The 25177-nt window shown below is 63.7% G+C and carries 25 protein-coding genes; 12 read left to right on the top strand and 13 right to left on the bottom strand.

Annotated features, from left to right (window positions below; translation table 11 throughout):
• Nucleotides 1-40: 40 nt before the first annotated feature.
• Nucleotides 41-2107: a sodium-translocating pyrophosphatase gene (locus tag QTH91_RS13985; RefSeq protein WP_286660722.1), complete on the bottom strand. Its 2067-nt coding sequence runs from the start codon at nt 2105-2107 to the stop codon at nt 41-43.
• Between the two features lie 256 nt (nt 2108-2363).
• Between QTH91_RS13985 and ppa the strand changes: the two genes are divergently transcribed.
• A complete protein-coding gene (gene ppa / locus QTH91_RS13980; protein ID WP_286660721.1) occupies nt 2364-2891 on the top strand; it encodes an inorganic diphosphatase in 528 nt (175 codons plus the stop codon).
• A 36-nt stretch (nt 2892-2927) separates the two neighbouring features.
• Here the strand turns inward: ppa and QTH91_RS13975 are convergent, their stop codons facing one another.
• Together QTH91_RS13975 and QTH91_RS13970 are read right to left on the bottom strand one after the other, a co-directional pair.
• Nucleotides 2928-4097 (bottom strand): GNAT family N-acetyltransferase, encoded by a 1170-nt coding sequence (locus tag QTH91_RS13975; RefSeq protein WP_286660720.1) that lies wholly within the window; start codon nt 4095-4097, stop codon nt 2928-2930.
• A 2-nt stretch (nt 4098-4099) separates the two neighbouring features.
• Nucleotides 4100-5041 carry a DMT family transporter gene (locus tag QTH91_RS13970; RefSeq protein ID WP_286660719.1) on the bottom strand — a complete coding sequence of 314 codons (942 nt, stop codon included), beginning with the start codon at nt 5039-5041 and terminating at the stop codon, nt 4100-4102.
• A 120-nt stretch (nt 5042-5161) separates the two neighbouring features.
• Here QTH91_RS13970 and QTH91_RS13965 point away from each other — a divergent pair, with 120 nt between their 5' ends.
• Entirely contained in the window at nt 5162-6850 is a 1689-nt protein-coding gene (locus tag QTH91_RS13965) for an NAD+ synthase (protein ID WP_286660718.1), read from the top strand.
• Complete coding sequence (locus QTH91_RS13960; protein ID WP_286660717.1) at nt 6847-7185, top strand: P-II family nitrogen regulator; 339 nt, start codon at nt 6847-6849, stop codon at nt 7183-7185. The genes QTH91_RS13965 and QTH91_RS13960 overlap by 4 nt, the downstream gene beginning before the upstream one ends.
• A gap of 81 nt (nt 7186-7266) precedes the next feature.
• On the opposite strand, the gene QTH91_RS13955 is transcribed toward QTH91_RS13960, so the two are convergent.
• The 6 genes from QTH91_RS13955 to QTH91_RS13930 form a co-directional block, all read right to left on the bottom strand.
• A complete protein-coding gene (locus QTH91_RS13955; RefSeq protein WP_286660716.1) occupies nt 7267-7866 on the bottom strand; it encodes an LOG family protein in 600 nt (199 codons plus the stop codon).
• 18 nt (nt 7867-7884) lie between these two features.
• Nucleotides 7885-8319 (bottom strand): diacylglycerol kinase, encoded by a 435-nt coding sequence (locus QTH91_RS13950; RefSeq protein WP_286660715.1) that lies wholly within the window; start codon nt 8317-8319, stop codon nt 7885-7887.
• Nucleotides 8270-8728: an RDD family protein gene (locus QTH91_RS13945; RefSeq protein ID WP_286661571.1), complete on the bottom strand. Its 459-nt coding sequence runs from the start codon at nt 8726-8728 to the stop codon at nt 8270-8272. The genes QTH91_RS13950 and QTH91_RS13945 overlap by 50 nt, the downstream gene beginning before the upstream one ends.
• Nucleotides 8729-8872: 144 nt before the next feature.
• Nucleotides 8873-9532, bottom strand: coding sequence for a DUF3106 domain-containing protein (locus tag QTH91_RS13940; RefSeq protein ID WP_286660714.1), 660 nt, complete (start codon nt 9530-9532; stop codon nt 8873-8875).
• Nucleotides 9532-9993, bottom strand: a complete 462-nt coding sequence (locus QTH91_RS13935) for a DUF3619 family protein (RefSeq protein WP_286660713.1) — start codon at nt 9991-9993, stop codon at nt 9532-9534. The genes QTH91_RS13940 and QTH91_RS13935 overlap by 1 nt, the downstream gene beginning before the upstream one ends.
• The gene (locus QTH91_RS13930; RefSeq protein WP_286660712.1) at nt 9990-10568 is read right to left on the bottom strand and encodes an RNA polymerase sigma factor; all 579 of its coding nucleotides are present in this window, start codon (nt 10566-10568) and stop codon (nt 9990-9992) included. Before QTH91_RS13930 ends, QTH91_RS13935 begins: the two co-directional genes overlap by 4 nt.
• A gap of 258 nt (nt 10569-10826) precedes the next feature.
• Between QTH91_RS13930 and QTH91_RS13925 the strand changes: the two genes are divergently transcribed.
• From QTH91_RS13925 to pbpG, 7 genes are all read left to right on the top strand, one after another.
• Nucleotides 10827-12602: an acetolactate synthase 3 catalytic subunit gene (locus tag QTH91_RS13925; RefSeq protein WP_286660711.1), complete on the top strand. Its 1776-nt coding sequence runs from the start codon at nt 10827-10829 to the stop codon at nt 12600-12602.
• Between the two features lie 133 nt (nt 12603-12735).
• Nucleotides 12736-13227: an acetolactate synthase small subunit gene (gene ilvN, locus QTH91_RS13920; RefSeq protein WP_286660710.1), complete on the top strand. Its 492-nt coding sequence runs from the start codon at nt 12736-12738 to the stop codon at nt 13225-13227.
• A gap of 39 nt (nt 13228-13266) precedes the next feature.
• The gene (gene ilvC / locus QTH91_RS13915; protein ID WP_286660709.1) at nt 13267-14283 is read left to right on the top strand and encodes a ketol-acid reductoisomerase; all 1017 of its coding nucleotides are present in this window, start codon (nt 13267-13269) and stop codon (nt 14281-14283) included.
• Between the two features lie 109 nt (nt 14284-14392).
• Complete coding sequence (gene pssA / locus QTH91_RS13910; protein ID WP_286660708.1) at nt 14393-15226, top strand: CDP-diacylglycerol--serine O-phosphatidyltransferase; 834 nt, start codon at nt 14393-14395, stop codon at nt 15224-15226.
• Nucleotides 15227-15466: 240 nt separating this feature from the next.
• Nucleotides 15467-17170, top strand: a complete 1704-nt coding sequence (gene leuA / locus QTH91_RS13905; protein WP_286660707.1) for a 2-isopropylmalate synthase — start codon at nt 15467-15469, stop codon at nt 17168-17170.
• Between the two features lie 40 nt (nt 17171-17210).
• Nucleotides 17211-18749, top strand: coding sequence for a 2-isopropylmalate synthase (locus tag QTH91_RS13900; protein ID WP_286660706.1), 1539 nt, complete (start codon nt 17211-17213; stop codon nt 18747-18749).
• Nucleotides 18750-18866: 117 nt separating this feature from the next.
• Nucleotides 18867-20096, top strand: coding sequence for a D-alanyl-D-alanine endopeptidase (pbpG, locus tag QTH91_RS13895; protein WP_286660705.1), 1230 nt, complete (start codon nt 18867-18869; stop codon nt 20094-20096).
• 105 nt (nt 20097-20201) lie between these two features.
• Here pbpG and QTH91_RS13890 read toward each other — a convergent pair whose 3' ends face one another.
• The 4 genes from QTH91_RS13890 to QTH91_RS13875 are packed head-to-tail and all read right to left on the bottom strand — an operon-like array spanning nt 20202 to nt 24113.
• Complete coding sequence (locus QTH91_RS13890; RefSeq protein ID WP_286660704.1) at nt 20202-21017, bottom strand: IclR family transcriptional regulator; 816 nt, start codon at nt 21015-21017, stop codon at nt 20202-20204.
• Between the two features lie 30 nt (nt 21018-21047).
• On the bottom strand, nt 21048-21797 hold the full coding sequence (locus QTH91_RS13885) for an arginyltransferase (RefSeq protein WP_286661570.1): 750 nt from the start codon (nt 21795-21797) through the stop codon (nt 21048-21050).
• Nucleotides 21794-22570, bottom strand: a complete 777-nt coding sequence (aat, locus tag QTH91_RS13880; protein ID WP_286660703.1) for a leucyl/phenylalanyl-tRNA--protein transferase — start codon at nt 22568-22570, stop codon at nt 21794-21796. Before aat ends, QTH91_RS13885 begins: the two co-directional genes overlap by 4 nt.
• 22 nt (nt 22571-22592) lie before the next feature.
• Nucleotides 22593-24113 carry a helicase HerA-like domain-containing protein gene (locus tag QTH91_RS13875; RefSeq protein WP_286660702.1) on the bottom strand — a complete coding sequence of 507 codons (1521 nt, stop codon included), beginning with the start codon at nt 24111-24113 and terminating at the stop codon, nt 22593-22595.
• Nucleotides 24114-24214: 101 nt separating this feature from the next.
• Between QTH91_RS13875 and QTH91_RS13870 the strand changes: the two genes are divergently transcribed.
• On the top strand, nt 24215-24526 hold the full coding sequence (locus tag QTH91_RS13870) for a phosphopantetheine-binding protein (RefSeq protein ID WP_390368777.1): 312 nt from the start codon (nt 24215-24217) through the stop codon (nt 24524-24526).
• A gap of 23 nt (nt 24527-24549) precedes the next feature.
• Nucleotides 24550-25176, top strand: a complete 627-nt coding sequence (locus QTH91_RS13865) for a COG4648 family protein (protein ID WP_286660701.1) — start codon at nt 24550-24552, stop codon at nt 25174-25176.
• Nucleotide 25177: the final 1 nt, after the last annotated feature.

Raw genomic sequence — 25177 nt, 5'->3', positions numbered from 1 at the left:
GGCGCCGGACCGCGGCCAGGCCGCGGCCGGCGAGGGCAAATCAGCCCCCGTGGAACTTGACCACCAGCGGCACGATCAGCAGCGCCACGATGTTGATGATCTTGATCAGCGGATTCACGGCGGGGCCGGCCGTGTCCTTGTAGGGGTCGCCCACCGTGTCGCCGGTCACGGCGGCCTTGTGCGCTTCGCTGCCCTTGCCGCCGAAATGACCATCCTCGATGTACTTCTTGGCGTTGTCCCAGGCGCCGCCGCCGGTACACATTGAGATGGCGACGAACAGGCCGGTGACGATGGTTCCCATCAGCAGCCCGCCCAGCGCCTTCGGCCCGAGGAAAAGACCCACCAGGATCGGGACCAGCACCGGCAACAGCGAAGGAATCATCATTTCCTTGATGGCTGCGCCCGTGAGCATGCTGACGGCGCGACCGTATTCCGGCTTGCTCGTACCCTCCATGATCCCGGGAATCTCGCGGAACTGGCGTCGCACCTCTTCCACCACCGAGCCTGCCGCACGCCCCACGGCTTCCATGGCCATGGCACCGAAGAGGTAGGGGATCAGCCCGCCGATGAACAGGCCGACGATCACCATCGGGTCGGACAGATTGAAGTCCAGCGCCCGGCCATAGGTCTCGAGCTTGTGCGTGTAGTCGGCGAACAGCACCAGCGCTGCCAGGCCAGCCGAGCCGATGGCGTAGCCCTTGGTCACCGCCTTGGTGGTGTTGCCCACGGCGTCGAGCGGATCGGTGATGTCTCGCACCGACGAAGGCAGTTCGCTCATCTCGGCGATGCCGCCCGCGTTGTCGGTGATCGGCCCGTAGGCGTCCAGCGCGACGACGATGCCAGCCATGCTCAGCATGGCGGTGGCCGCGACGGCGATGCCATACAGCCCCGCCAGTGAGTACGAGGCGATGATGGCCACGCACACGAAGATCACCGGCCAGGCCGTGGAGCGCATCGACACGCCCAAGCCGGCAATGATGTTGGTGCCGTGCCCGGTGGTCGAAGCCTTGGCCACGTGCTGGACCGGCTTGTACTGCGTGCCGGTGTAGTACTCGGTGATCCAGACGAGCGCGGCGGTCAGTGCCAGCCCCACGAAGCAGGCGCCGAACAGCCGCATCTGGCTGCCGCTCGCCAGGATGGCGTTGTCCGGCATGAGCCAGGCGGTCACGAACCAGAACGCGATCAGCGACAGGACGCCCGCCACCGCCAGGCCTTTGTACAGTGCCGGCATCACGTTGGTCATGCCCGGCGATGCCTTGACGAAGAAGCAGCCGATGATCGACGCAATGATCGACACGCCCCCGAGCGCCAGCGGATAGAGCACCGCATTGACGGGTGCAGCCGTCACCATCAGCGCACCCAGCACCATGGTGGCGATCAGCGTCACGGCGTAGGTCTCGAACAGGTCGGCTGCCATGCCGGCGCAGTCGCCGACGTTGTCGCCCACGTTGTCGGCAATCACCGCCGGATTGCGCGGATCGTCTTCAGGAATGCCGGCTTCGACCTTGCCGACCAGGTCGGCCCCGACGTCCGCGCCCTTGGTGAAGATGCCGCCGCCCAACCGGGCGAAGATCGAAATGAGCGAGGAGCCGAAGGCGAAGCCGATCAGCGGATCGAGCAGACCGGCCAAGGTCTTGTCGTTCGGGGCGTTGCTGCCCAACAGGAACCAGCAGAAGGCCGAAACGCCCAGCAGTCCCAGCCCCACCACCAGCATGCCGGTGATCGCACCGCCGCGGAACGCGACCTGGAGCGCGGGGCCAATGCCTTTCGTGGCCGCCTGCGCCGTGCGCACATTGGCCCGCACCGACACGTTCATGCCGATGAAGCCGCAGGCACCGGAAAGCACCGCGCCGACCACGAACCCGACGGCCGTGGTGACATGAAGAAAGATGCCGATCAGGACCGCCAGCACCACGCCGACGATGGCGATCGTGCGGTATTGCTTGGACAGGTATGCCGCTGCCCCGGTTTGAATGGCCGCGGCAATTTCCTGCATGCGGGGATTGCCTGCGTCCTGAGAAAGGATCCAACTTCGAGCCCAGACTCCATAGGCGACGGCCACGAGGCCGCACACGATGGCCAGGATGAGGGGAGTGTTGCCAGTCATGCGTTTGCTTCTCCAATTTATCAATCGATGTGACTCTTGGAGACGAAGCCTGCTCACCGTGGGAATCAACGCGCACGGGGATGAGCCTTCGTCGCGTTGCTTCCTCGAAGCTGCACCGCCTTGGCGGGCAGCCGATTGGCCAACGAGAGCAATCTACAGGCAAAAATGGCGCTTGGTGTGAATATGTGGTGACGCGGAAAGTAAACTTCGGGTTTGTCCGAATCCTTCTAAGACTTTCCTCATACAGCCCACATCCATGTCCCTCGATAAAGTCTCCCCTGGCAAGGCGCTGCCCGATTCCTTCAACGTCGTCATCGAGATCCCGATGAACTCCGACCCGATCAAGTACGAGGTCGACAAGGAATCCGGCGCAATCTTCGTCGATCGGTTCATGACGACGGCCATGTACTACCCGGCCAACTACGGCTACGTGCCGCAGACGCTATCGGGCGATGGCGATCCGGTCGATGTGCTGGTGATCACCCCCTATCCGCTGCACCCCGGCGTGGTCGTGCCCTGCCGTCCGCTGGGCATCCTCATGATGGAAGACGAGGCGGGCGTCGACGGCAAGGTCCTGGCCGTGCCCACCGACAAGATCCTGCCGATCTACAGCCACTGGAAGTCGGTGGAAGACGTGAACCAGATGCGGCTGAAGGCCATCTCGCACTTCTTCGAGCACTACAAGGACCTGGAAGAAGGCAAGTGGGTCAAGGTGCTTGGCTGGGAAGGCATCGACGCTGCCAAGAAGGAAATTCTTGACGGCGTGGCCAACTACAAGAAGTAAGCCGAGAGAGCACGTTGCGGGGCGTGCTCAGTCGATCTAGGCGTGCCGGAACGGGCTGCGATCGGCCAGGTGATCCATGTAGCCCTCGATGCCGGCGCCTTCACGCTCCAGGAAGCGCTCGACGGCATCCGCGAACGCGGGATGGGCCAGCCAGTGGCAACTGGTGGTCTTCGTCGGCATGAGTGCGCGGGCCATCTTGTGTTCGCCTTGCGCTCCCCCTTCGAATCGAGAAACGCCGTGCTCGATGCACCATTGAAGCGGCTGGTAGTAGCAGGCCTCGAAGTGCAGGCAATCCACCCGCTCCAGCGCGCCCCAGTAGCGGCCGTAGGCCACCTCGGGTTCGGCGCCGGGGCTGCCGTCGCCTGACAGCGCAATCAGGCTGCTGGCAATCGGCTTGCCGCCGCGTTCGGCCACGAACAGCAGCCACGACTGCGGCATCTCGTCGGCCATCGCCTGGAAGAACGCCCGGGTCAGATAAGGCGGATTGCCGTGTTCGCGATACGTCCGCGCATAGCAACGATAGAAGAAGTCCCAGTCTTCGGGCCGGATGTCGGTACCGCGCGCGCTTCGGAACTCGACGCCGGCTTCGCGCACCTTGCGCCGTTCCTGTCGAATCTTCTTGCGCTTTTCCTGGGACAGGCTGGCAAGGAAGCCGTCGAAGTCGCTCCAGCCTTGGTTGAGCCAATGAAACTGCACCGTGTGCCGGAGCATCAGGCCGGCCTCGTCGCAGGCAGCGATATCGGCATCGTCACAAAAGAGGAGATGCAGCGACGAGAGTTCCTCCTGGCTGCAGTAGGCAACCAGAGCCTGTGCCAATGCGGAGCGACTGGCCGCGTCGCGCGCGAGCAATCGTGGCCCGGGAACGGGTGTGAAGGGCACCGCCACGACAGCTTTCGGGTAGTAGGCCAGTCCATGCTCGCGATAGGCGTTCGCCCAGGCCCAGTCGAACACGTATTCGCCGTAGGAGTGCGGCTTGAGGTACAGAGGGCAAGCGGCCAGCAGCGTCTTGCCGCGCCACAGCGTCACAAAGCGCGGGTTCCAGCCGCTTTCGGGCACCGCACTGCCGCTGGCCTCCATGGCGAGCAGGTAGGCATGCCGCATGAAGGGCGAGGGCGTGCTCTGGCAAGCGAGCAACGCGTTCCACGCCGAAGCCTCGATCTCGCCGATCGAGCCGACCACGCGCGCGACAAGCTCCGACTTGGCCATGTTCAGGTTCGACGGGCTCCAAGGCGTTCGGCAATCCAGATGCCACCCAGCACCATCGCCAGCGCCACGCCGTGATAAACGGAGATCGGTTCATTCAGCACGACCAAGGCCAGCAGCGGGCCGAAGACCGGCACCAGGTTCAGGAACACGCCGGCGCGGGCCGGGCCGATCATGCCCACCGCCTGGATGAACGTGATCTGCGAGACGAACGATGGAAGCAGGCCGACGAATGCCACCAGTGCCCAGCCCCTGGCCGTGGGCATCTGGAATTGACCCGTCGCGATCTCGATGCCCACCAGCGGCAGCGACACCAGGCAGGCGACCAACGCGGTGGCCGCGAAGAACACGATGGCTGGTACCTGGGGCCGCTTGCGCAGCCCAAGCGCGTAGCCTGAGTACAGCAGACAGGCGACGATCATCCACACGTCGCCGATATTGAATTGCAGGCCCGCAAGCATGGCGATGTCGCCGCGGGATGCGACGACCGCAATACCGGCGAGGGTCAGCATCACCCCGAAGATCTGAACCGCATTCACCCGCGTGCGAAAGAAGAACACGCTGCCGATGAGCACGAGCACCGGAATGGTGCCCTGCAGGATGGCGATGTTGATGGCCGTGGTGTGATAGGCGGCTGCGTAGAACAGCGCGTTGAAGCCTGTGAAGCCCAGCGCGCCCATGAGTGCGATGGCGCGCCAGTGGCCACGCAGGTCCTGCCAATGCGCGGAGATCGGCTTGCGTGCAAAGATCAGCAAAGCCACGCAGCTGATGCCCCATCGCAGGAAGGTCAGGAGCATCGGCGAGACCTGTCCGACCGCCAAGCGAGCAGCCACCGCATTTGCCCCCCAGATGAGCGTGGTGAACACCAGCAGCAGATAGGCATGACCCGCCGACCTGGACAACTGCGAATCGAGCGCGGGGTGTGGAGTCGTGGAGCCGGAGGACATCGCGCCCGAGCGTAGCAGCCCCCGTGATCACGTGCCGGACACGGGATGCATGGCCAATGCGGCCCGGGGTGATTCAGAGGGTGAATGACATAATCGCCGAAGCTTCAGACGGCCCTGTTCATGACTCTCAAGATTGCCATCGCGCAACTCAACTTCGTGGTGGGTGATCTATCGGGCAATGCCCGCCGGATCATCGACGCTGCCCGCACGGCCCATGCGCAAGGTGCGCAGGTACTCCTTACGCCCGAGCTTTCCATTTGCGGGTACGCGGCCGAAGACCTGTTCCTGCGTCCCGCCTTCATCACCGGATGTGACGAGGCCGTTCGCACGGTGGCCAGGGAAACCGCTGGATTGAAGGACCTGACGATCGTGGTGGGCCACCCCAGCGGCCACAGCGTGCGGGGGCGTTCGGTGTCGGTTCAGATGCGCCACAACGCTGCCAGCGTGCTTCGCGAGGGTCGAGTGCTCGAAACCTACGCCAAGCGAGAGCTGCCCAACTACCAGGTGTTCGACGAACGCCGCTACTTCACGCCGGGGCAGGGCATCTGCGTGTTCGAGGCCGGCGGCGTCTCCATCGGCTTGTTGATCTGTGAGGACGCCTGGTTCGAGGAACCCGCACGCCTGGCGCGCGAAGCCGGCGCCGAGGTGCTGGCCGTGATCAACGCGTCGCCCTATCACGTGGGCAAGGAAGGCGAGCGTGTTGAGCGCATGGCCGAGCGCGCTCGCGCAGTGGGCGCGCCGCTGGTGTTCGCGCACCTGGTCGGCGGGCAGGACGAGGTGGTTTTCGACGGTGCCTCCTTCGCGCTGCAGCCCGACGGCACGACCGCCATGCAGGCGCCATCGTTCCGGGAGCAGGTGGCATTCGTCGACCTGGTGCGCGCCGAAGGTGGCTTGCGCGTGGGAGCCGGCCAGGCCTTGGCGCCCCAGCGCGATGCGCTCGCCCAGTTGTGGGATTCGCTCGTGATGGGCGTGCGGGACTACATCGGCAAGAACGGGTTTCCCGGCGCGATCCTGGGCCTGTCGGGCGGCATTGATTCCGCGCTGGTGCTGGCGGTGGCGGTTGACGCATTGGGCAAGGACCGGGTGCGCGCGGTCATGATGCCTTCGCCCTACACGGCCGACATCAGCTGGATCGACGCACGCGAGATGTCGCAGCGCTTGGGCGTTCGCTACGACGAGATTTCCATCAAGAGCACGTTCGAATCCTTCAAGGCCGCGCTGGCCGGCGAGTTTGCGGGCCTGGCTGAAGACGCCACCGAAGAGAACATCCAGGCACGCATACGCGGCACGCTGCTGATGGCTCTTTCGAACAAGTTCGGCTCGATCGTGCTGACCACCGGCAACAAGAGCGAGATGGCCACGGGCTACTGCACGCTTTATGGTGACATGGCCGGCGGCTTCGCGGTGATCAAGGACCTGCTCAAGACGACCGTGTTCGCGCTGGCGCGCTGGCGCAATGCCAACGACCCGTACGGCACCGGTGCAAGCCCCATTCCGGAACGCATCATCACCCGCCCACCCAGCGCCGAACTGCGCCCCGACCAGACCGACCAGGACAGCCTGCCCCCCTACGAGGTGCTCGACGGTATCTTGGCCCGCTATATGCAAGACGACGAGAGCGTCGACGACATCATTGCTGCCGGTTTCGACCGGGCCGTGGTGGAGCGCGTGGTGCGGCTGATCAAGATCAACGAGTACAAGCGTCGGCAGGCGCCTGTGGGGATTCGGGTGACGCACCGCAGCTTCGGCAAGGATTGGCGCTACCCTATTACCAGTAAGTTCAACGAAACCGCCGGGAGCTCGAAATGAAGCAGATCACCGCCATTGTCAAACCCTTCAAGCTCGACGACGTTCGCGAATCGCTGGCCGAGGTTGGCGTCACGGGGCTGACGGTCACCGAGGTCAAGGGCTTCGGTCGCCAGAAGGGCCACACCGAGTTGTACCGCGGCGCCGAGTACGTGGTCGACTTCCTGCCCAAGATGAAAATCGAGGTGGTGGTCAACGAAGGCGACGTCGAGCGCTGCGTGGACGCCATCGTCAGCGCTGCGCGCACCGGCAAGATCGGTGACGGCAAGATCTTCGTCACCAACGTCGAGCGCGTGGTGCGCATCCGCACGGGCGAGACGGACGAAAACGCAGTCTGATCGCCGCCGGGGCCGTTGCCGCCCACTGGGCGGAGGCGGCCGTCTTCGACGGCTGGAGCGCCCCGCCGGCGTGAGTGGCGCTCAGATGTTTTCCGATAGCCGATCGTCGCGCCGGTGCAGCGGCACCTCGTCGCGCAAGGCCTTGAGCAATGCCTGCGGCACCGTTGCGGTGCGGATCAGGTCCATCTGCCACTCGCCCATCAAGCCCTCCTGAACGCTGTGCTGCAGGAACTGCAGCAAGGTGTCGTAGTAGCCGGCCACATTGAGCAGCCCCACGGGCTTGTCGTGATAGCCCAGCTGACGCCAGGTCCAGATCTCGAAGAGTTCCTCGAAAGTGCCGATGCCTCCCGGCAGGGCGAGAAAGGCGTCCGACCGGGCCGCCATCATGGCCTTGCGCTCATGCATCGTGTCGACCACATGCAGTTCGTCGCACAGTGGATTGGCCAGTTCCTTGTCGACCAGGGCCTTGGGAATGACGCCGACGACGCGGCCCCCGGCGGTGCGGGTGGCTTCGGCCACCATGCCCATCAGGCCGGTACGCCCACCACCGTAGACCAACTGGCCGCGGTTCTCTCCGATCCACTGGCCCACGGCCTGCGCGGCATCGGCGAACTCCGGGCGAGCGCCGGGGCGCGAGCCGCAATAAACACAAACTGAAAATGGCTGGGGGGGTTGTTGCATCCCTCGATCATGCCGTGTTCAGACGACAAATCGGTGCCACAGGGCTGCCAGCCAGATGCCGCCGGCGACGATGCATGCGAGCAGGACGGCAGCGCTGCCGGTGTCCTTGGCGCGCTTGGACAGGTCGTGCCACTCCGGACCGATCCGGTCGATGGCCGACTCCACAGCCGTATTGAGCAACTCGACGATCAGCACCAGCACGACGCTGCCTGCCAGCAGTGCCACTTCGACCCAGCCCTGGCCGAGCCAGAAGGCGAGCGGAATGGCAACAAGTGCAAGGATGGCCTCTTGTCGGAATGCCGCCTCGCCCCACGCGCTCTGCAGCCCCTGCAGCGAAATGAGGCCGGCATGCCAGATGCGCTCCAGCCCGCGTCGCCCCTTTTGCGTATTGGCCTGTCCCTGCTCAGCCACGACGCTCTGCCTGCACCAAACGAGTGCCCGCCCAGACGTCATGCCAGAACTGGCCTTCGCGCTGGAACCGGCTGAGAATGCTCCAGACTGCGACCCAGCCAAACACGACCACCACGGCTTCGCCGCCGGTGATCGCAAAGAAGGACAGCGCCGCCAGCGGCGGCAGGAACCACACCCATGCCAGAACGTAGCGCAGCAATGCCCGACGCTGGGTGAGGGGGCGGCCCAGCGCATCCACGATCCGGATGTTCCAGGTCTTCATCGCCAGGGTCTGGCCGCGGGACCAGAACCAGGTGAAATAGACGCCCAGGGTGACGAACAGAAAAGCCTGAAAGATGGGATGGCGGCTACCGTCGCTCGCGTCTCGCATCTGAGCCAGTGTGCTGAACAACCAGCCGGCAAAGAAAACGACGGCAAACAGCAAAACGCCTTCATAGAGCCAGCAGGCCATGCGGCGCCACAGGCCGGGCGCTTGCAGGGGGTTGGAGGCGGGTCCGGAGTCTGCGAGTTGGGCTGAGCCGGGCTGCGCCTTCGGACTCGAAGGAAGTGGGTTCACGCGTGGGAGCTGAGCGGCCGGCGTCGTCGCCGAGGCGCTTCATTTCTGATGGACGACGGCTTCGGATTGTGCCGGAACGGCCTTGGCCCGATCTGGCGTGACCTGGATCTTCGGAGGGCGCTGCGAGTTGCCGTCCGCCTGCGGCACGGGGGCCAGCATGCGCTGAGGCACCGGCTTGGCGGGAACCGCCGCGCCTGGGAGCCTGGTGGTTGCCTGGTCGGCCAGCTTGCGCCGCTCCTCCGGGCTCAGGGCCTGATAGGCCTCCCACTTGGCCTTGCGCTCATCGGCGGGTGCCAGTCTTTCGATCTCGGCGTAGTTGAGCCTTGCGCGCGTCCGCTCCTGGGGACTCAGGCTTGCCCAATCGGTCATGCGCCCGCGCAGAGTGGCTTTTTCGTGCTCCGTCATGTCGTCGAAATTGCGCGATAGGGCAAGCCATTTGCGCTTTTGCGCAGGGTGGAGCCGATTCCAATGGCCGGAAAGCGGCGCAAGGGCCTGCTTCTGCTCAGGCGTCAGGTCTTTCCAACTCGGGCCAGCGGATGCCTTTCCCGGGGTCGTGGCTGCAGGCTTCTTGCCGACATGCTCGGAGGCCGGCTCGACTTGCGCCTGTGAGCCTGCTGCCGCGGCGAGAAGACTGGCCGCCAGGAGCAGCGCCTTCACGCGACGCGCGCGTCCGCCATCCCGGTATTTCGCACGAGCCATCAGCGAACCGGCGCGTCTGCGTTGGTCTTGAGAAACTGCGCGAACCCTGGGTCGGTGTAGGCGGCAGGTGGGAGTTCGCTCGACAAAAGCGCGGAGTCGACCTCGGCCAGTTCGTCGGCGCGCCGGTCGTCCTGGACCACCTTGATGGCCACCAGGCCCACCACCAGCGCCACCAACGGAAGTGCGGAAGCGATCCGCGTCCCCCAGGGTGTGCCGCGTGTCGCGGCATCGCGCTCGGCGCGCGCACCGGTGGCCTCCTTCGGATGGGGGAGGGCTGTCCTGCGCCGTGCTGCCAGTGCGCGTTCGCGGCTGGCTCGCAGGCGCTCGGCAATGTCGTGCGGCAACTCGCGGGTGCCGGTGTCGAGTCGTGCGGTCACGTGGGATGCAAATCGCGCTTCGGCATCGGCGCGTGATTCGTCGAGCGAGTCGACGGGTAGGGCCAGAGAACGAAGTGTGGTCACAGTTGAACTCCCTTGCCCTGCAGCGCTCGGCTCAAGGCGTGAATGGCGCGGGAACAGTGCGTCTTGACGCTGCCTTCCGAGCAACCCATGGCGGCTGCGGTTTCGGCGACGTCCATCTCTTCCCAGTAACGCAGCAAAAACGCCTCGCGTTGACGCGTTGGCAGTGCGGCGATCTCTACTTCGATCTCGCGCAAGATCTGGGCCCGGCGCGTGGTGTCTTCGGCGCTTTCAGTTTCGTGAATGCCGATGGGCGAAATCAGGTGCTCAAGCGGATCGAACTCGTCGTCGCCGCCACGGCCTTCGCCCGAGCCTTCGAAGTCGCTCATGTTGGAAAAAAGGGCGCGGCGCGTCTTTTGGCGGCGGAACCAGTCCAGCGTGCAGTTTGACAGGATGCGCTGGAAGAGCATCGGCAGTTCGCGCACTGGCTTGTCGCCATAGTGCTCGGCCAGCTTGAGCATGCTGTCCTGGACGATGTCCAGTGCTGCTTCTTCGTCTCTCACGTGATAGAGCGAGCGCTTGAAGGCACGTCGCTCCACGCTCTTGAGGAAGTCGGAGAGTTCGATGTCGGAGGCCAAGCGAGGAAGTGCGGGACGGGGCGCGCTGGTTATTATGCCCGGGGCGACTAGGCGCAGTCGTCATTCTTGGGGGAGGCGGGCGTCGAAGGCAACTCGAAAAATGCCATAATCGCCGACTGCAGTCAAAAGGCAAACGGGTCCTGATCCGGCGCAAACTGAAGCGCTCATGGTCAAGGCCTCAAGTCTCGACGCGACTCCACAAGAGTTGGCGAAGAGGCACCCAAGGTTTTTCGTTCCCGAACAACACGAAGGTTCATCATGGAAATCTCCAAGGCAGAAATCACTTCTGCGGCCGCGGCTAGTGGCGGTCAATCTCCCGATCTCATGGGCGCCGAAGTGCTCGTGCGCACCCTCCAGGCCGAAGGCGTCAAATACGTCTGGGGCTATCCGGGCGGCGCCGTGCTCTACATCTACGACGCCTTCTACAAGCAAGACACCATCCAGCACGTGCTGGTGCGCCACGAACAGGCGGCGGTGCATGCTGCCGACGGCTATGCGCGCGCCACGGGCGAAGTGGGCGTGGCGCTGGTCACGTCCGGCCCCGGCCTGACCAACGCGGTCACCGGCATCGCCACGGCCTACATGGACTCCATCCCGATGGTGATCATCTCCGGCCAGGTGCCGACGCCCGCGATCGGGCTCGATGCCTTCCAGGAGTGCGACACCGTCGGCATCACCCGCCCCATCGTCAAGCACAACTTCCTGGTCAAGGATCCCAAGGATCTGGCGCTGACCATGAAAAAGGCCTTCCACATCGCCCGTTCCGGCCGTCCGGGCCCGGTGGTGGTGGACATCCCCAAGGACGTCTCCTTCAAGAAGGTGGCCTACAACGGCTATCCCGAGAAGGTGGAAATGCGCTCGTACAACCCCGTGCGCAAGGGCCACGGCGGCCAGATCCGCAAGGCGCTTCAACTGCTGCTCACGGCCAAGCGGCCTTACATCTACAGCGGCGGCGGCGTACTTCTGGGCGATGCGTGCCAGGAACTGCGGACCCTGGTCGACATGCTCGGCTACCCAGTCACCAACACCCTGATGGGCTTGGGTGCCTATCCGGCGTCCGATCGCAAGTTCCTGGGCATGCTGGGCATGCACGGCACGCTCGAGGCCAACAATGCCATGCAGAACTGCGACGTTCTGTTGGCCGTCGGTGCGCGTTTCGACGATCGCGTGATCGGCAATCCCAAGCATTTCGCGCAAAACGAACGCAAGATCATTCATGTCGACATCGACCCATCCAGCATTTCGAAGCGGGTGAAGGTGGATGTGCCGATCGTCGGCGACGTGAAGGATGTGCTCACCGAACTCATCGCCATGATTCGCGAAAGCGACATCCGTCCCGACGGTGCGGCGCTCGACAGTTGGTGGAAGTCCATCGAAGGCTGGCGTTCGCGCAACTGCCTGAAGTACGACAGCGAGAACACCGAAGTCATCAAACCGCAGCGCGTGATCGAGACGCTGTGGAACATGACCAAGGATGCCGACACCTACATCACCTCCGACGTCGGCCAGCATCAGATGTGGGCGGCGCAGTACTACCGGTTCGACGAACCTCGCCGTTGGATCAACTCCGGAGGCCTGGGCACCATGGGCGTGGGCATTCCCTACGCCATGGGCATCAAGCTCGCAAAGCCCGATTCCGAGGTCTTTTGCGTCACTGGCGAAGGCTCGGTGCAGATGTGCATCCAGGAGTTGTCGACCTGCCTGCAATACAACACGCCCATCAAGATCGTCTCGCTCAACAACCGGTACCTGGGCATGGTGCGCCAGTGGCAGGAGATCGAATACTCCGGCCGCTACAGCCACAGCTACATGGATGCGCTGCCCAATTTCGTGAAGCTCGCCGAGGCCTATGGGCACGTCGGCATGCTGATCGAGCGCCCGCAGGATGTCGAGCCGGCGCTGCGCGAAGCGCGCAAGCTCAAGGACCGCACGGTGTTCATGGACTTCCGCACCGACCCCACCGAGAACGTGTTCCCGATGGTCCAGGCGGGAAAGGGCATCACCGAGATGCTGATGGGCTCCGAGGACCTTTAACCGGACGAAGGCGTCGCCGCCGCCGGGGCGATCCTGGCGGCCTGTTCAAAACTTTCGAGGCGAATCTATTGCTTGCCGAGTCCACGCATTACCGTGCGTGGAGGAGGGCAGCGAAAAGAGGAGCCCACTGATCATGAAACACATCATCGCTGTCTTGCTGGAGAACGAGCCGGGTGCTCTCTCTCGCGTGGTGGGCCTTTTCTCGGCTCGCGGCTACAACATCGAATCGCTCACCGTCGCACCGACGGAGGATGCAAGCCTTTCTCGCATGACGATCCAGACCACCGGTTCGGACGACGTCATCGAGCAGATCACCAAGCACCTGAACCGCCTGATCGAAGTGGTGAAGGTGGTCGATCTGACCGAAGGTGCCTACACGGAGCGCGAACTCATGATGGTCAAGGTGAGAGCCGTCGGCAAGGAGCGCGAAGAAGTCAAGCGCATGGCCGACATCTTCCGCGGCCGCATCATCGACGTGACCGACAAGAGCTACACCATCGAACTCACTGGCGATCTGGGCAAGAACGACGCGTTCCTCGACGCGATCGATCGCAGCGCCATCCTCGAAACCGTGCGCACCGGGCCGAGCGGCATCGGCCGCGGCGAGCGCATCCTGCGCGTCTAAGGCACCTGTGCCATCACACGAATCCAAGAAGGAGCAATCATGAAGGTCTATTACGACAAGGACGCCGATCTCAGCCTGATCAAGGGCAAGACGGTCGCAATCATCGGCTACGGCTCGCAGGGCCATGCGCACGCGCAGAACCTGAACGACAGCGGCGTGAAGGTCGTCGTCGGCCTGCGCAAGGGCGGCGCTTCGTGGCCGAAGGTCGAGAAGGCTGGCCTCAACGTTGCTGAAGTGGCCGATGCAGTCAAGCAGGCAGACGTCGTCATGATCCTGCTGCCCGACGAGCAGATCGCCAACGTCTACAAGAATGACGTGGCCCCGAACATCAAGGAAGGCGCTTCGCTCGTCTTCGCGCACGGCTTCAACGTGCACTACGGCTTCGTGCAGCCGCGCGCTGACCTGGACGTCTGGATGGTCGCTCCCAAGGCGCCTGGCCACACCGTTCGCAGCACGTACGCACAAGGTGGCGGCGTGCCTCACCTGGTGGCTGTCTACCAGGACAAGAGCGGCAAGGCGCGCGATCTGGCCCTGAGCTATGCCATCGCCAACGGCGGCGGCAAGGCCGGCATCATCGAGACCAACTTCCGCGAAGAAACCGAGACCGACCTGTTCGGCGAGCAAGCCGTGCTGTGCGGCGGTACCGTCGAGCTGATCAAGGCGGGCTTCGAGACGCTGGTCGAGGCCGGCTACGCGCCTGAGATGGCCTACTTCGAGTGCCTTCACGAGCTCAAGCTCATCGTCGACCTGATCTATGAAGGCGGCATCGCCAACATGAACTACTCGATCTCGAACAACGCCGAGTACGGCGAGTACGTCACCGGCCCCCGCGTCGTGACGGAAGAGACCAAGAAGGTCATGAAGCAGGTGCTCAAGGACATCCAGACCGGCGAATACGCGAAGAGCTTCGTGCTGGAAAACGCCGCTGGCGCTCCCACCCTGATCAGCCGCCGTCGCCTGAACGCTGAGCACCAGATCGAGGTCGTGGGCGAAAAGCTGCGCGCCATGATGCCCTGGATCAAGAAAAACAAGCTGGTGGATCAGACCCGCAACTGATGCTCGGGCTGCTTCAATAGCCAAGAGGCCGTCGCATGCGACGGCCTTTTTCGTCTTGCCGTGTTCACGGGCGGTGACGAACATGGCCTGAACTAAACTTGCCCCCTAAATGCACGACGACACATCCCTGGAGACGAATCCGACGCCCGAACCGCGCAAGCGCCGAAAGGGCATCTACATCCTGCCCAACCTGTTCACGCTGGCGGCGCTGTTCGGCGGCTTCTACGCCATCGTGATGGCGATGAATGCCCAGTTCGACCAGGCGGCGCTGGGTGTATTCGCAGCCATGGTGCTCGACAGCCTCGACGGCCGCGTCGCACGCATGACAAACACCCAGAGCGCTTTCGGCGAGCAGATGGATTCGTTGTCGGACATGGTTTCGTTCGGCGCCGCGCCGGCGCTGATCGCCTACGAATGGTCACTCAAGGGGCTGGGCCGGTGGGGCTGGATCGCCGCCTTCGTCTATTGCGCCTGCGCTGCCCTGAGGCTGGCGCGCTTCAACGTCAACACGGGCGTGATCGACAAGCGCTGGTTCCAGGGCTTGCCGTCGCCAGCAGCGGCAGCGCTGGTTGCTGGCTTCATCTGGCTCATGAACGAATGGGGACGACGGGGCGGGGATGTGCTCTACCTGAGCTGGCAGCAGATCACCTGGATCACCTTTGGCTTCACGCTGTATGCCGGCCTGAGCATGGTGACCAATGCGCCGTTCTACAGCTTCAAGGACATCCAGATGAAGCGCAGCGTGCCCTTTGCGGCGATCGTGCTCATCGCCCTGGGAATCGCCGTCATCAACATCCATCCGCCCACCGTGCTGTTTGGCCTTTTCGTCATCTACGGCTTGAGCGGCTATGCCGTCTACCTCTGGCGCCGTGCGAAGGGCCAGCAGACGAGCGTGATCAGCACGTCCACCGACGAGCCTGACGAGCGTGGACTGCACCGCTGAGCGTGCTCCTGGGAAAAAGCGCTGAACCATTCGGTGCGCTTGCCCAGTGTTCCTTCTTGCGAAACTTGGTGTTAGACTTCGCAACACCATGAAGAAGATCTCGCTGGCTCTACTAATTCTCCCGTCCGGGCGGAGTCGGTAGCGCACGCGCATTTTCTCGACCAACGGCCCGTTAGCACCAGCAACGGGCCGTTTGTTTTTGGGGTTGCTGGTTCATCCAACCATAGCTTGAAGATGACCATGTTGAAGCAACCCAGCAGCAAGTACCGCGCGTTCGCGCCCGTTGGCCTCAAGGACCGGACCTGGCCCGATGCCGTCCTGACCCGTGCGCCCATCTGGCTGTCGACCGACCTGCGTGACGGCAACCAGGCGCTGGTGGAGCCCATGGACATCGAGCGAAAGATGCGGATGTTCGAGACGCTCGTGGCCATCGGCTTCAAGGAGATCGAGGTGGGCTTTCCCTCGGCCTCCCAGGTGGAGTTCGATTTCGTACGGCGCCTGATCGAGGAAGATCGCATCCCCGACGACGTCACGATCCAGGTGCTGACGCAGGCGCGCGACCATCTGATCGAGCGGACCTTCGAATCCCTGCAAGGTGCCCAACGCGCCATTGTTCATCTGTACAACGCCTGCGCTCCGGTCATGCGCCGCGTGGTGCTGGGCTTGGATGAGGATGGCATCGTCGACCTGGCGACTCGACATGCCCGCATGTTCGTAGAGCAGGCTGCGCGCCAGCCGAATACGGCATGGACCTTCCAGTATTCGCCCGAGATGTTCTCCGGTACCGAACTGGCATTTTCCAAACGCGTCGTCGACGCCGTTACCGAAGTTTGGGAGGCTTCGCCGCAGCGCCGATGCATCGTCAATTTGCCTTCCACGGTCGAGCACTCCACGCCGAACATCTTTGCCGACATGATCGAGTGGATGCATCGCCACTTGGCCCGGCGCGACGGCATCGTGCTGTCGGTGCATCCGCACAACGACCGAGGCACCGGGACCGCGGCCGCCGAGTTGGCACTCATGGCCGGAGCCGACCGCATCGAGGGTTGCCTGTTCGGCAATGGTGAGCGCACCGGCAATCTGGACCTCGTGAACGTCGCACTCAATCTGTATACCCAGGGCGTAGACCCGCAGCTTGATTTTTCCAACATCGACGAGATCCGTGCCACCGTCGAGTACTGCAACCAGTTGCCGGTACACCCCCGCCATCCGTACGTGGGCGACCTGGTCTACACCTCGTTCTCGGGTTCGCACCAGGATGCCATTCGCAAGGCGTTCTCGGCGCGCAAGGAGGGCGAGGCGTGGGACATCCCGTACCTCCCCATCGATCCCAAGGACGTCGGGCGCAGCTACGAGGCGGTCATCCGCGTGAACAGCCAGTCCGGCAAGGGCGGCATCACCTATCTTCTCGAAAGCGAGTACGGCCTTGAACTGCCCCGCCGACTGCAGATCGAGTTCAGCCAGGTGGTGCAGCGCGTGATGGACGTGCAGGGCAAGGAGTTGACCGCGCCAGACCTTTGGGCCATCTTCCGCGGCGAATATGGGTTGGACGGCAAGCACGCGTTCTCGCACCGCAAACTGCAGGAAGTCGGCGAGGGCGAGGGCGCCAGTGTCGTTCTGAGCGGCGACCTCGACTTCGACGGCGCGGTGCGGCACATCGAAGGTCGGGGCAATGGGCCGGTGGACGCGTTCATCCGTGCCCTGTCCGAGGCAACGGGACACGAGATTCGCGTGATCGACTATCACCAGCACGCCATCGGCACCGGCGCCGACGCGCGCGCGGTGGCCTACATGGAGCTGAGAGTCGACGGGCAGCGCACCTTGTTCGGCGTTGGCGTCGACGCGGACACCATGGCCGCTTCCTTCAAGGCGATCGTCTCGGGATTGCGGCGGGGGCTCGCCCAGACCGGGCAAGGGGCACAATCCGAACTTGCGCCCGCCTGAGTCACGAGCCCGGAGGGCGGCACATTCAAGGAGAACCACGATGACCGACAAGCTGATCATTTTCGACACCACCTTGCGCGACGGCGAGCAATCCCCTGGCGCGTCCATGACCCGCGACGAGAAGATGCGCATCGCGCGCCAGCTCGAACGCCTGAAAGTGGATGTGATCGAGGCGGGCTTTCCCGCCAGTTCCAACGGGGATTTCGAGGCCGTCCAGGCTATTGCGAATGCCATCAAGGATTCGACGGTGTGCGGCTTGTCGCGTGCCAACGACCGGGACATCTCCCGCGCCGCCGAAGCGCTGAAGGGCGCTGCACGCGGGCGCATCCACACCTTCATTGCCACCTCGCCGCTGCACATGGAGAAAAAGCTGCGCATGACGCCGGAGGAGGTCTTGGAGCAGGCCCGGCTGTCGGTGCGCTTTGCGCGCAACCTCATGGGCGACGTCGAGTTCAGCCCGGAAGACGGCTATCGCAGCGATGTCGATTTCCTGTGCCGCGTGCTGGAGGCCGTCATCCAGGAGGGGGCGACTACCATCAACGTGCCCGACACCGTGGGCTACGCGGTGCCGGAACTCTATGGCCAGTTCATCCGCAACCTGCGCGAGCGAATTCCCAACAGCGACAAAGCCATCTGGTCGGTGCATTGCCACAATGACCTGGGCATGGCGGTCGCCAATTCGCTGGCCGGCGTGAAGATCGGTGGCGCACGTCAGGTTGAGTGCACCATCAACGGCCTGGGCGAACGCGCCGGCAATTGTTCGCTCGAAGAAGTGGTGATGGCTGTCAAGACGCGTCGCGACTACTTCGGCCTCGATCTGAACATCGACACCAGCCACATCGTCGCAGCCAGCCGGATGGTCAGTCAGACCACCGGGTTCGTGGTGCAGCCCAACAAGGCCGTGGTGGGTGCCAACGCGTTCGCGCATGCTTCGGGAATCCATCAGGACGGCGTCCTCAAGGCACGCGACACCTACGAGATCATGCGAGCCGAGGATGTCGGCTGGTCGAACAACAAGATCGTGCTCGGCAAGCTCAGCGGGCGAAACGCCTTCAAGCAGCGCCTGCAGGAGTTGGGTGTCTCCATGGAAAGCGAGGCGGACATCAACGCCGCCTTCCTGCGCTTCAAGGAGTTGGCCGATCGCAAAAGCGAAATTTTCGACGAGGACATCCTCGCCCTTGTCAGCGACGAAGCGGCATCACACGTTGGAGAGCGGTTTGGCTTTGTGTCTTTGTCTCAACACAGCGAAACCGGCGAGCGCCCGCACGCGCGCGTCATTTTCACCGTGGAAGGCAAGGAGGTCTCTGGTGAGTCGGACGGAAACGGCCCGGTCGACGCGTCGCTGAAGGCGATCGAATCGCATGTCGTCAGTGGCGCCGAGATGGTTCTCTACTCGGTCAATGCCATCAGCGGATCGACCGAGAGCCAGGGCGAGGTGACCGTCCGGTTGCAAAATGCCGGTCGCGTTGTCAACGGCGTGGGGGCGGATCCCGATATCGTCGTCGCTTCGGCGAAGGCTTATCTGAGTGCCCTCAACAAGTTACAGAGCCAAGCTGAGAGAGTTGCGGCGCAAGGTTAGCTTGGCTTGTGGTCTTTTGTGTTCAATTGAACTAAAGGATTTAAGTTGCTGATATTGCATATCATTTTTTAAGTGGCTACACTGCGGTCACTTTTTGTTTCCGCTGGAGTTCCTTCAATGTCAGAAACCCGACCCGGCCGAGTTTCCTCCCAGCGGTTGCTGCCCGGTTGGCGCAATCTGGCCGTTGCCTTCTGTGCAACGGCCTTTTTGTTGTCTGGCGTCCATGCCGCGAGCTCCAAGAAGGACGTTCGCGCCAAGACCTCTGCCAGTGCATCCAAGAGCAGTTCCGCTTCTTCCAAACCCAGCAAGTCCACCAAGACGGCCAGCAGCAAGCGCGCCGTATCCAAGCAAACGGCCAAGGCCGACCGGACCAGCGCCAAGTCGAGCTCTCGCGTCTCGGTGACCTATTCGAAGTCCGCCGGGAGCCGGTCGGTGACGAAGCAGCGCGTGATTGCGCGCACTTACGAGCCTTCGCGCCAATCGTTCGGGCAAATGGCTGGCCTGCATGGCGCCGATGACGCTCTCGACCTGCGCTCCAGCGTTGCCTTGGTGGTCGACCAGGATACGCATGAAGTGCTGTTCTCGAAGAATGAGCAGGCGGTCCTGCCGATTGCTTCGATCACCAAGCTGATGACCGGCGTGCTGATCAGCGAGGCGCACCTGCCTGGCGACGAACTGATCACGATCACCCAGGACGACGTCGATACCGAGAAGCACAGCAGTTCGCGTCTGCGCGTCGGCTCGACGTTGCCGCGCAGCGAAATGCTACATCTGGCGCTCATGTCCAGCGAGAATCGCGCCGCACATGCCTTGGGCCGCACCTATCCGGGTGGCTTGAGCACCTTCGTCGCGATGATGAATGCCAAGGCGCGTTCGCTGGGCATGCACGATACCCGCTATGTGGAGCCGACCGGCCTTTCCAGCAGCAACCAGTCCAGCGCGCGCGACCTGGCCGTGCTGGTGAACTATGCGTACGGCGACCCGCTGCTGCGCGAGTACAGCACCTCGCCCGAGCGGCAAGTCGAAGTTGGCAGCCGCGTGCTCCAGTTCAACACGACCAATCGCCTCGTGAAGAGTCCCGAATGGGAGATCGGCTTGCAGAAGACCGGCTACATCTCCGAGGCGGGGCAATGCCTGGTGATGCAAGCGCGCATCGCCGGGCGCAAGCTGATCATGGTGTTCCTGGATGGCGTCGGCCGCTATTCACGCATCGCGGACGCCGAGCGTGTGCGCCGCTGGGTCGAGGCCAATCAGTACATGTCTCCGGCTGCCTCGCCAGCCTTGACCCCGGTCGATTCCAATGCGAATCGTCAGACTTCGATCCGGACGATCGATTTCGCCAGCTGAACAGTTCGCGCCTCGGGCAAACTGAAAAACGCCCGCTGCCTTCTTCGGAAGGAGCGGGCGTTTGACATTTCGAGCGATCGGCGCGCCGGGCCTGAATGGGCCCTGTCAGGCGGGCGCGGCGTTGTCCGCGGCGGCGTTGCCGGGCCCAGCCTTGTACCCGAGCGCTCCGGAGATCTCGCCGGCGGTTGCCTGCAGCTTGGGCAGCCAGCCCTCGTCCAGCCGGTCGGCGGGCGCGGAAATCGACAGGCCGGCGACAAGCTTGCCTTGATCGTCGTAGATGCCGGCGGCCATGCAACGCACGCCGAGTTCGAGCTCTTCGTTGTCGCGGGCGATTCCGTATTGGCGGGCTTTCGACAATTCCCGCTCCAATTGCGGCAACTGAGTGATGCTGTTGCGCGTATGTCCGGCCAGGCCGGTGCGGGTGGCATAGCTGCGCACACGCTGGGGATCTTCCAGGGCCAGGAAAAGCTTGCCGGTCGAGGTCAGGTGCAACGGTGCGCGTCCGCCGATCGCACGCACCACCTGCATGCCTGAGCGCTCGCTGTAGGCCCGCTCGATGTAGACGATCTCGTCGCCCTGACGCATGCTGAGGTTCACCGGCTGCTGCGTCAGCTTGTGCAATTCGCGCATCGGAGAAATGGCGGCGTCGCGCACGTTGAGGCGGCCCTTCACCAGATTTCCGAGTTCCAGCAGCCGCATGCCCAGGCGATAGCTGCCGGCCTCGGGCCGGTCGACGAAGCGTCCCACCGCAAGGTCGTTGAGGATGCGGTGAGCGGTGGAGGGATGCAGGCCGGTCTTTTCGCTGATTTCCTTGAGCGAGATGGCGTCTTCGCGGGAAGCCAGCACGTCGATGAGCGAAAACATGCGCTCGATGACCTGGATGACTGGCGTGGCGGGAATGTCGGACTGTGCTTTTCTCATGACTCAGCAGGAATGATGCTGCTGGTCATTTTATCTTGTGAAATCGCATCCTGCTTGCCAGACCCCGTTATGGAGGATTTCGTTGGGCGCGAACCTGGACTTGTAAGCCATCTTGGCGCTGCCTTGGATCCAGTAGCCCAGGTAAACATGGGGAAGCCCCAACTGGCGCGCCTGCTCGATCTGCCACAGCACGCTGTAGGTGCCGTAGTTGGCGCCGGTTTCCGGCTCGTAGAAGGTGTAGACGGCCGAGATGCCGTCGTTGAGCACATCGAGGATCGAGACCATCTTGATCCGCCCCGGGCTGCCGTCCGCCAGGCTTTCGCGGAACTCGACCAGGCGCGAATTGACGCGGCTTTGCAGGAGGAACTGCGTGTACTGGTCGATGCTGTCGTGATCCATGCCCCCGCCGGCGTGGCGTCCGTTCTGATAGCGCAGGTAGAGCTGGTAGTGCTCCGGCACGAAGCACAAGCGCAGCACGCGCGCCTGCAAGTCGCAATGCTGGTTGCGCGCCCGACGCTGGCTGCGCGTGGGCTTGAAGCGGTCAACCAGCACACGAAGCGGCACACAGGCCTGGCAGCCGTCGCAGTAAGGGCGGTAGGTAAACATCCCGCTGCGCCGAAACCCTTCGAGGACGAGGTTCGAGTAGGCGTCGTTGTGGATCAGGTGGCTGGGCGTGGCCACCTGAGACCGGGCCAGCCGATCGGGCAGGTAGCTGCACGGATACGGCGCCGTGGCGTAGAACTGCAGGGTCTGGAGCGGAAGGTCCTTGAGGTGCGTCACGTCGTCGTCGAAGTCGGTCGTGCGGTCAGGAGTGTTTTCCAGTATACGGGTTCGAAAAGCCACTGGGGGCCGGGCTGTTGAACATCGTGACCCACCTGCGAAAGGAACGCGGCCCGCGGCATTTCGGCGGCTCCTAGGCTTGCCAGATGCGAGGTGTTCTGCTGACAGTCGATCTGGACCACGCCGTGGCTGCGGCAGAACGCAACCAGGGCGGCCAGCGCGATCTTCGAGGCGTCCGGCCGCAGCGCGAACATCGATTCTCCGAACACCGCCCTCCCGATGCCGACGCAGTAGAGGCCACCGACCAATTCGCCGTCGATCCATGTCTCGACGCTGTGTGCGTGGCCGGCACGGTGCAGTTTCAAGTAGGCCTCGATCATGTCCGGAAGGATCCACGTGCCGGCCTGGCCGTCGCGTGGCACCTGTGAACAAGCCTGGATCACCGATTCGAAGGCATGGTCGAAACGGATCTGACACCTGGGCGAAATGGAGAAGCGCCGCAGGGTCCTGGCCAGCGAACGGTGCAATCGGAACCTGGCAGTCTGGAGCACCATGCGCGGATCCGGACTCCACCACAGGATCGGTTGGTCGTCGCTGAACCAGGGAAAGATGCCGCGACCATAGGCTTGCAGCAGCGAGTGCACGTCGAGCGAGCCCCCTGCAGCCAGCAGGCCAGGCACCGGATCTCCGGCGCCCCACGCCTGCTCAGGCGCAGGCAAGGTCTCGCCCGGGGCGAGCCAGGGCAGGGGGCGGGGGCGCGGCGACGACGACACGGAGCGAGTGACGCCGTCTTCCTCAGCGGCCCCGTTTGCCGCCGAAGATACCGCCCAGCACGCCCCGCAGGATCTCCCGGCCCGCGGTGGTACCCATCGTGCGGACGGCCGACTTGGCCATGGTCTGGACCAATCCGTCGCGCTTGCCGCCGCGCGGCCCTGTGGATCCGAACAGCAACTCGTTGAGGTTGAGCCCGCCGAGCATTGAGCCTTCCTCTTCCTTCGCCGCTCCAGGCTTGCCTGCGGCGGCCGGCGCATCGGGCGCGCTCTCGGCCCGGCTCTTGAGCTTCTCGTAAGCCGATTCGCGATCCACCACCTTTTCGTAGACCCCAGCCACCAGCGAGCCCGAAATCAGTTGTTGACGCTGCGCAGGGCTGATCGGGCCGATCTGGCTGCCCGGCGGCAGCACATAGACGCGCTCCGTTACGCTCGGACGGCCCTTGGCGTCAAGCAGGCTGACGAGCGCCTCGCCGACGGCGAGTTCAGTGATGGCCGCCTCGATGTCCAGGCCGGGCTTGGGGCGCATCGTCGTGGCGGTGGCCTTGACGGCCTTCTGGTCGCGTGGCGTGAATGCGCGAAGCGCATGCTGGACGCGGTTTCCCAGTTGCGCCAGGACCGTGTCGGGAATGTCCAGTGGGTTCTGCGTGACGAAGAAGACCCCGACACCCTTGGAACGCACCAGGCGCACCACCAGTTCGATGCGCTCGACGAGCGCCTTGGGCGCTTCATTGAACAAGAGGTGCGCCTCGTCGAAGAAAAAGACGAGCTTCGGCTGATCGGGGTCGCCGATTTCCGGCAACTGCTCGAACAACTCGGACAGCATCCACAGCAGGAAGGTGGCGTAAAGCCGCGGCGAATTCATCAGCTTGTCGGCAGCAAGGATGTTGATGACCCCCTTGCCCGAAACCGTCTGCATGAAATCGCTGATGTTGAGCATCGGCTCGCCGAAGAACTTGTCGCCGCCCTGCGCCTCGATCGCCAGCAGGCCGCGCTGGATGGCGCCGACGCTGGCCGCGCTGATGTTTCCGTAAGCAGTCGTGAATTCCTTGGCGTTCTCGCCCACGTACTGCAGCATGGCCCGCAGGTCCTTGAGGTCCAGCAGCAGCAAGCCGTTGTCGTCGGCGATCTTGAAGACGATGTTGAGAACCCCGGCCTGGGTTTCGTTGAGGTCGAGCATGCGGCCCAGCAGCAGCGGCCCCATGTCCGACACGGTGGCGCGAACCGGGTGGCCCTGCTCGCCGAATACGTCCCAAAGCGTGACCGGGCAGGCGATGGGCGAGGGCGGCTCGATGCCCCGCTCCTTGAGCACACCCGCCATCTTCTCGCCGATGGTGCCGGCCTGGCTGATCCCTGTCAGGTCGCCCTTGACGTCTGCCATGAACACCGGAACGCCGATGCCCGACAGCTTTTCGGCGAGCGTCTGCAGCGTGACCGTCTTGCCGGTTCCGGTGGCCCCGGTGATCAGGCCATGGCGGTTGGCCAGTGCGGGCAGCAGCGAGCATTCGATCGTTTCGTGCCGGGCGAGGAGTAGGGGGGCAGCCATTGAATGCTCCGAGATGCGGGTAGATAGCGGCAGTCTATCCAAAGCCTCTCCCTATAATCGACCGCACGTGCCTTCGGGCCCATCCCCACAGGAGTTTTTCTTTGTCCTTGCCTGCCGAGTCCTCCAACACCGCGTCCGGCGACGCCACCCAACAATCCCCCCTCGAAAGCGAGCTGGCCGTCTTGTTGGTGGAAGCGCTCAATCTCGAAGTGGCACCTCAGGACATCGCGCCAGAAGCACCCCTGTACGGTGACGGCCTGGGCCTCGACTCGATCGACATTCTCGAAGTCGCTCTCGAAGTCTCGCGACGCTATGGCTTCCAGTTGCGCTCGGATGACGAACGCAATCAGGTGATCTTCGCCTCGCTGCGCAACCTGGCCGCGCACGTGGCCGAGAACCGAACCGCGCCCTGAGCGCGCCGGAAGGCCCCGGGCCGATGTCGCATTGGCGCTTGGCAATGTGGCTGGCGGGCGGTGCGGCCTATGCCGGGCTGTCTCATTGGATGATGCTCTACCACGCGGCTGCGCCCTGGGCGCTTGCCGCGTTGTTCGCGCCACTTTGGCTGGCATTGGTGGGCCTGGCGGCCAGTCGCTTCGGCCGGCTGGGTGCGCTCGCTACGCTGCTGCTGGGCGCGTTCTGCATCTACGAGATCACCCGTGGTGAGGCCGGCAACCCCAACCGCTTGTACGTGATGCAACACGTGGGCATCAACATCGTGCTTTGCGCGTGGTTTGCCAGCACGCTGCGGGCTGGCCGCCTTTCGCTGATTGGTGAATTCGCGCAACGCATCCATCCGCTGACGTCCGACCACGTCACCTACACAGCCAAGGTGACGGGCATGTGGGCGCTTTACTTTGCCGCGATGGCTGCCGCATCTGTCCTCACCTACCTGACGCTGCCGTTCCAAGCCTGGTCCCTCCTGGCCAACGTGCTCACGCCGTTGTTCATCGTGGCGTTGTTCCTGGGGGAACACTTCGCGCGCTATCGCCTGCATCCGGAATTCGAGCGGTCGCGCCTGGTCGATGTGGTGCGCGTCGCCATGGGGCGCGGCCGCGCGCAATGAC

This window comes from Variovorax dokdonensis (assembly GCF_030316895.1).
Lineage (GTDB): Bacteria > Pseudomonadota > Gammaproteobacteria > Burkholderiales > Burkholderiaceae_C > Variovorax > Variovorax dokdonensis.
This window is presented reverse-complemented; position numbering and strand designations above follow the sequence as displayed.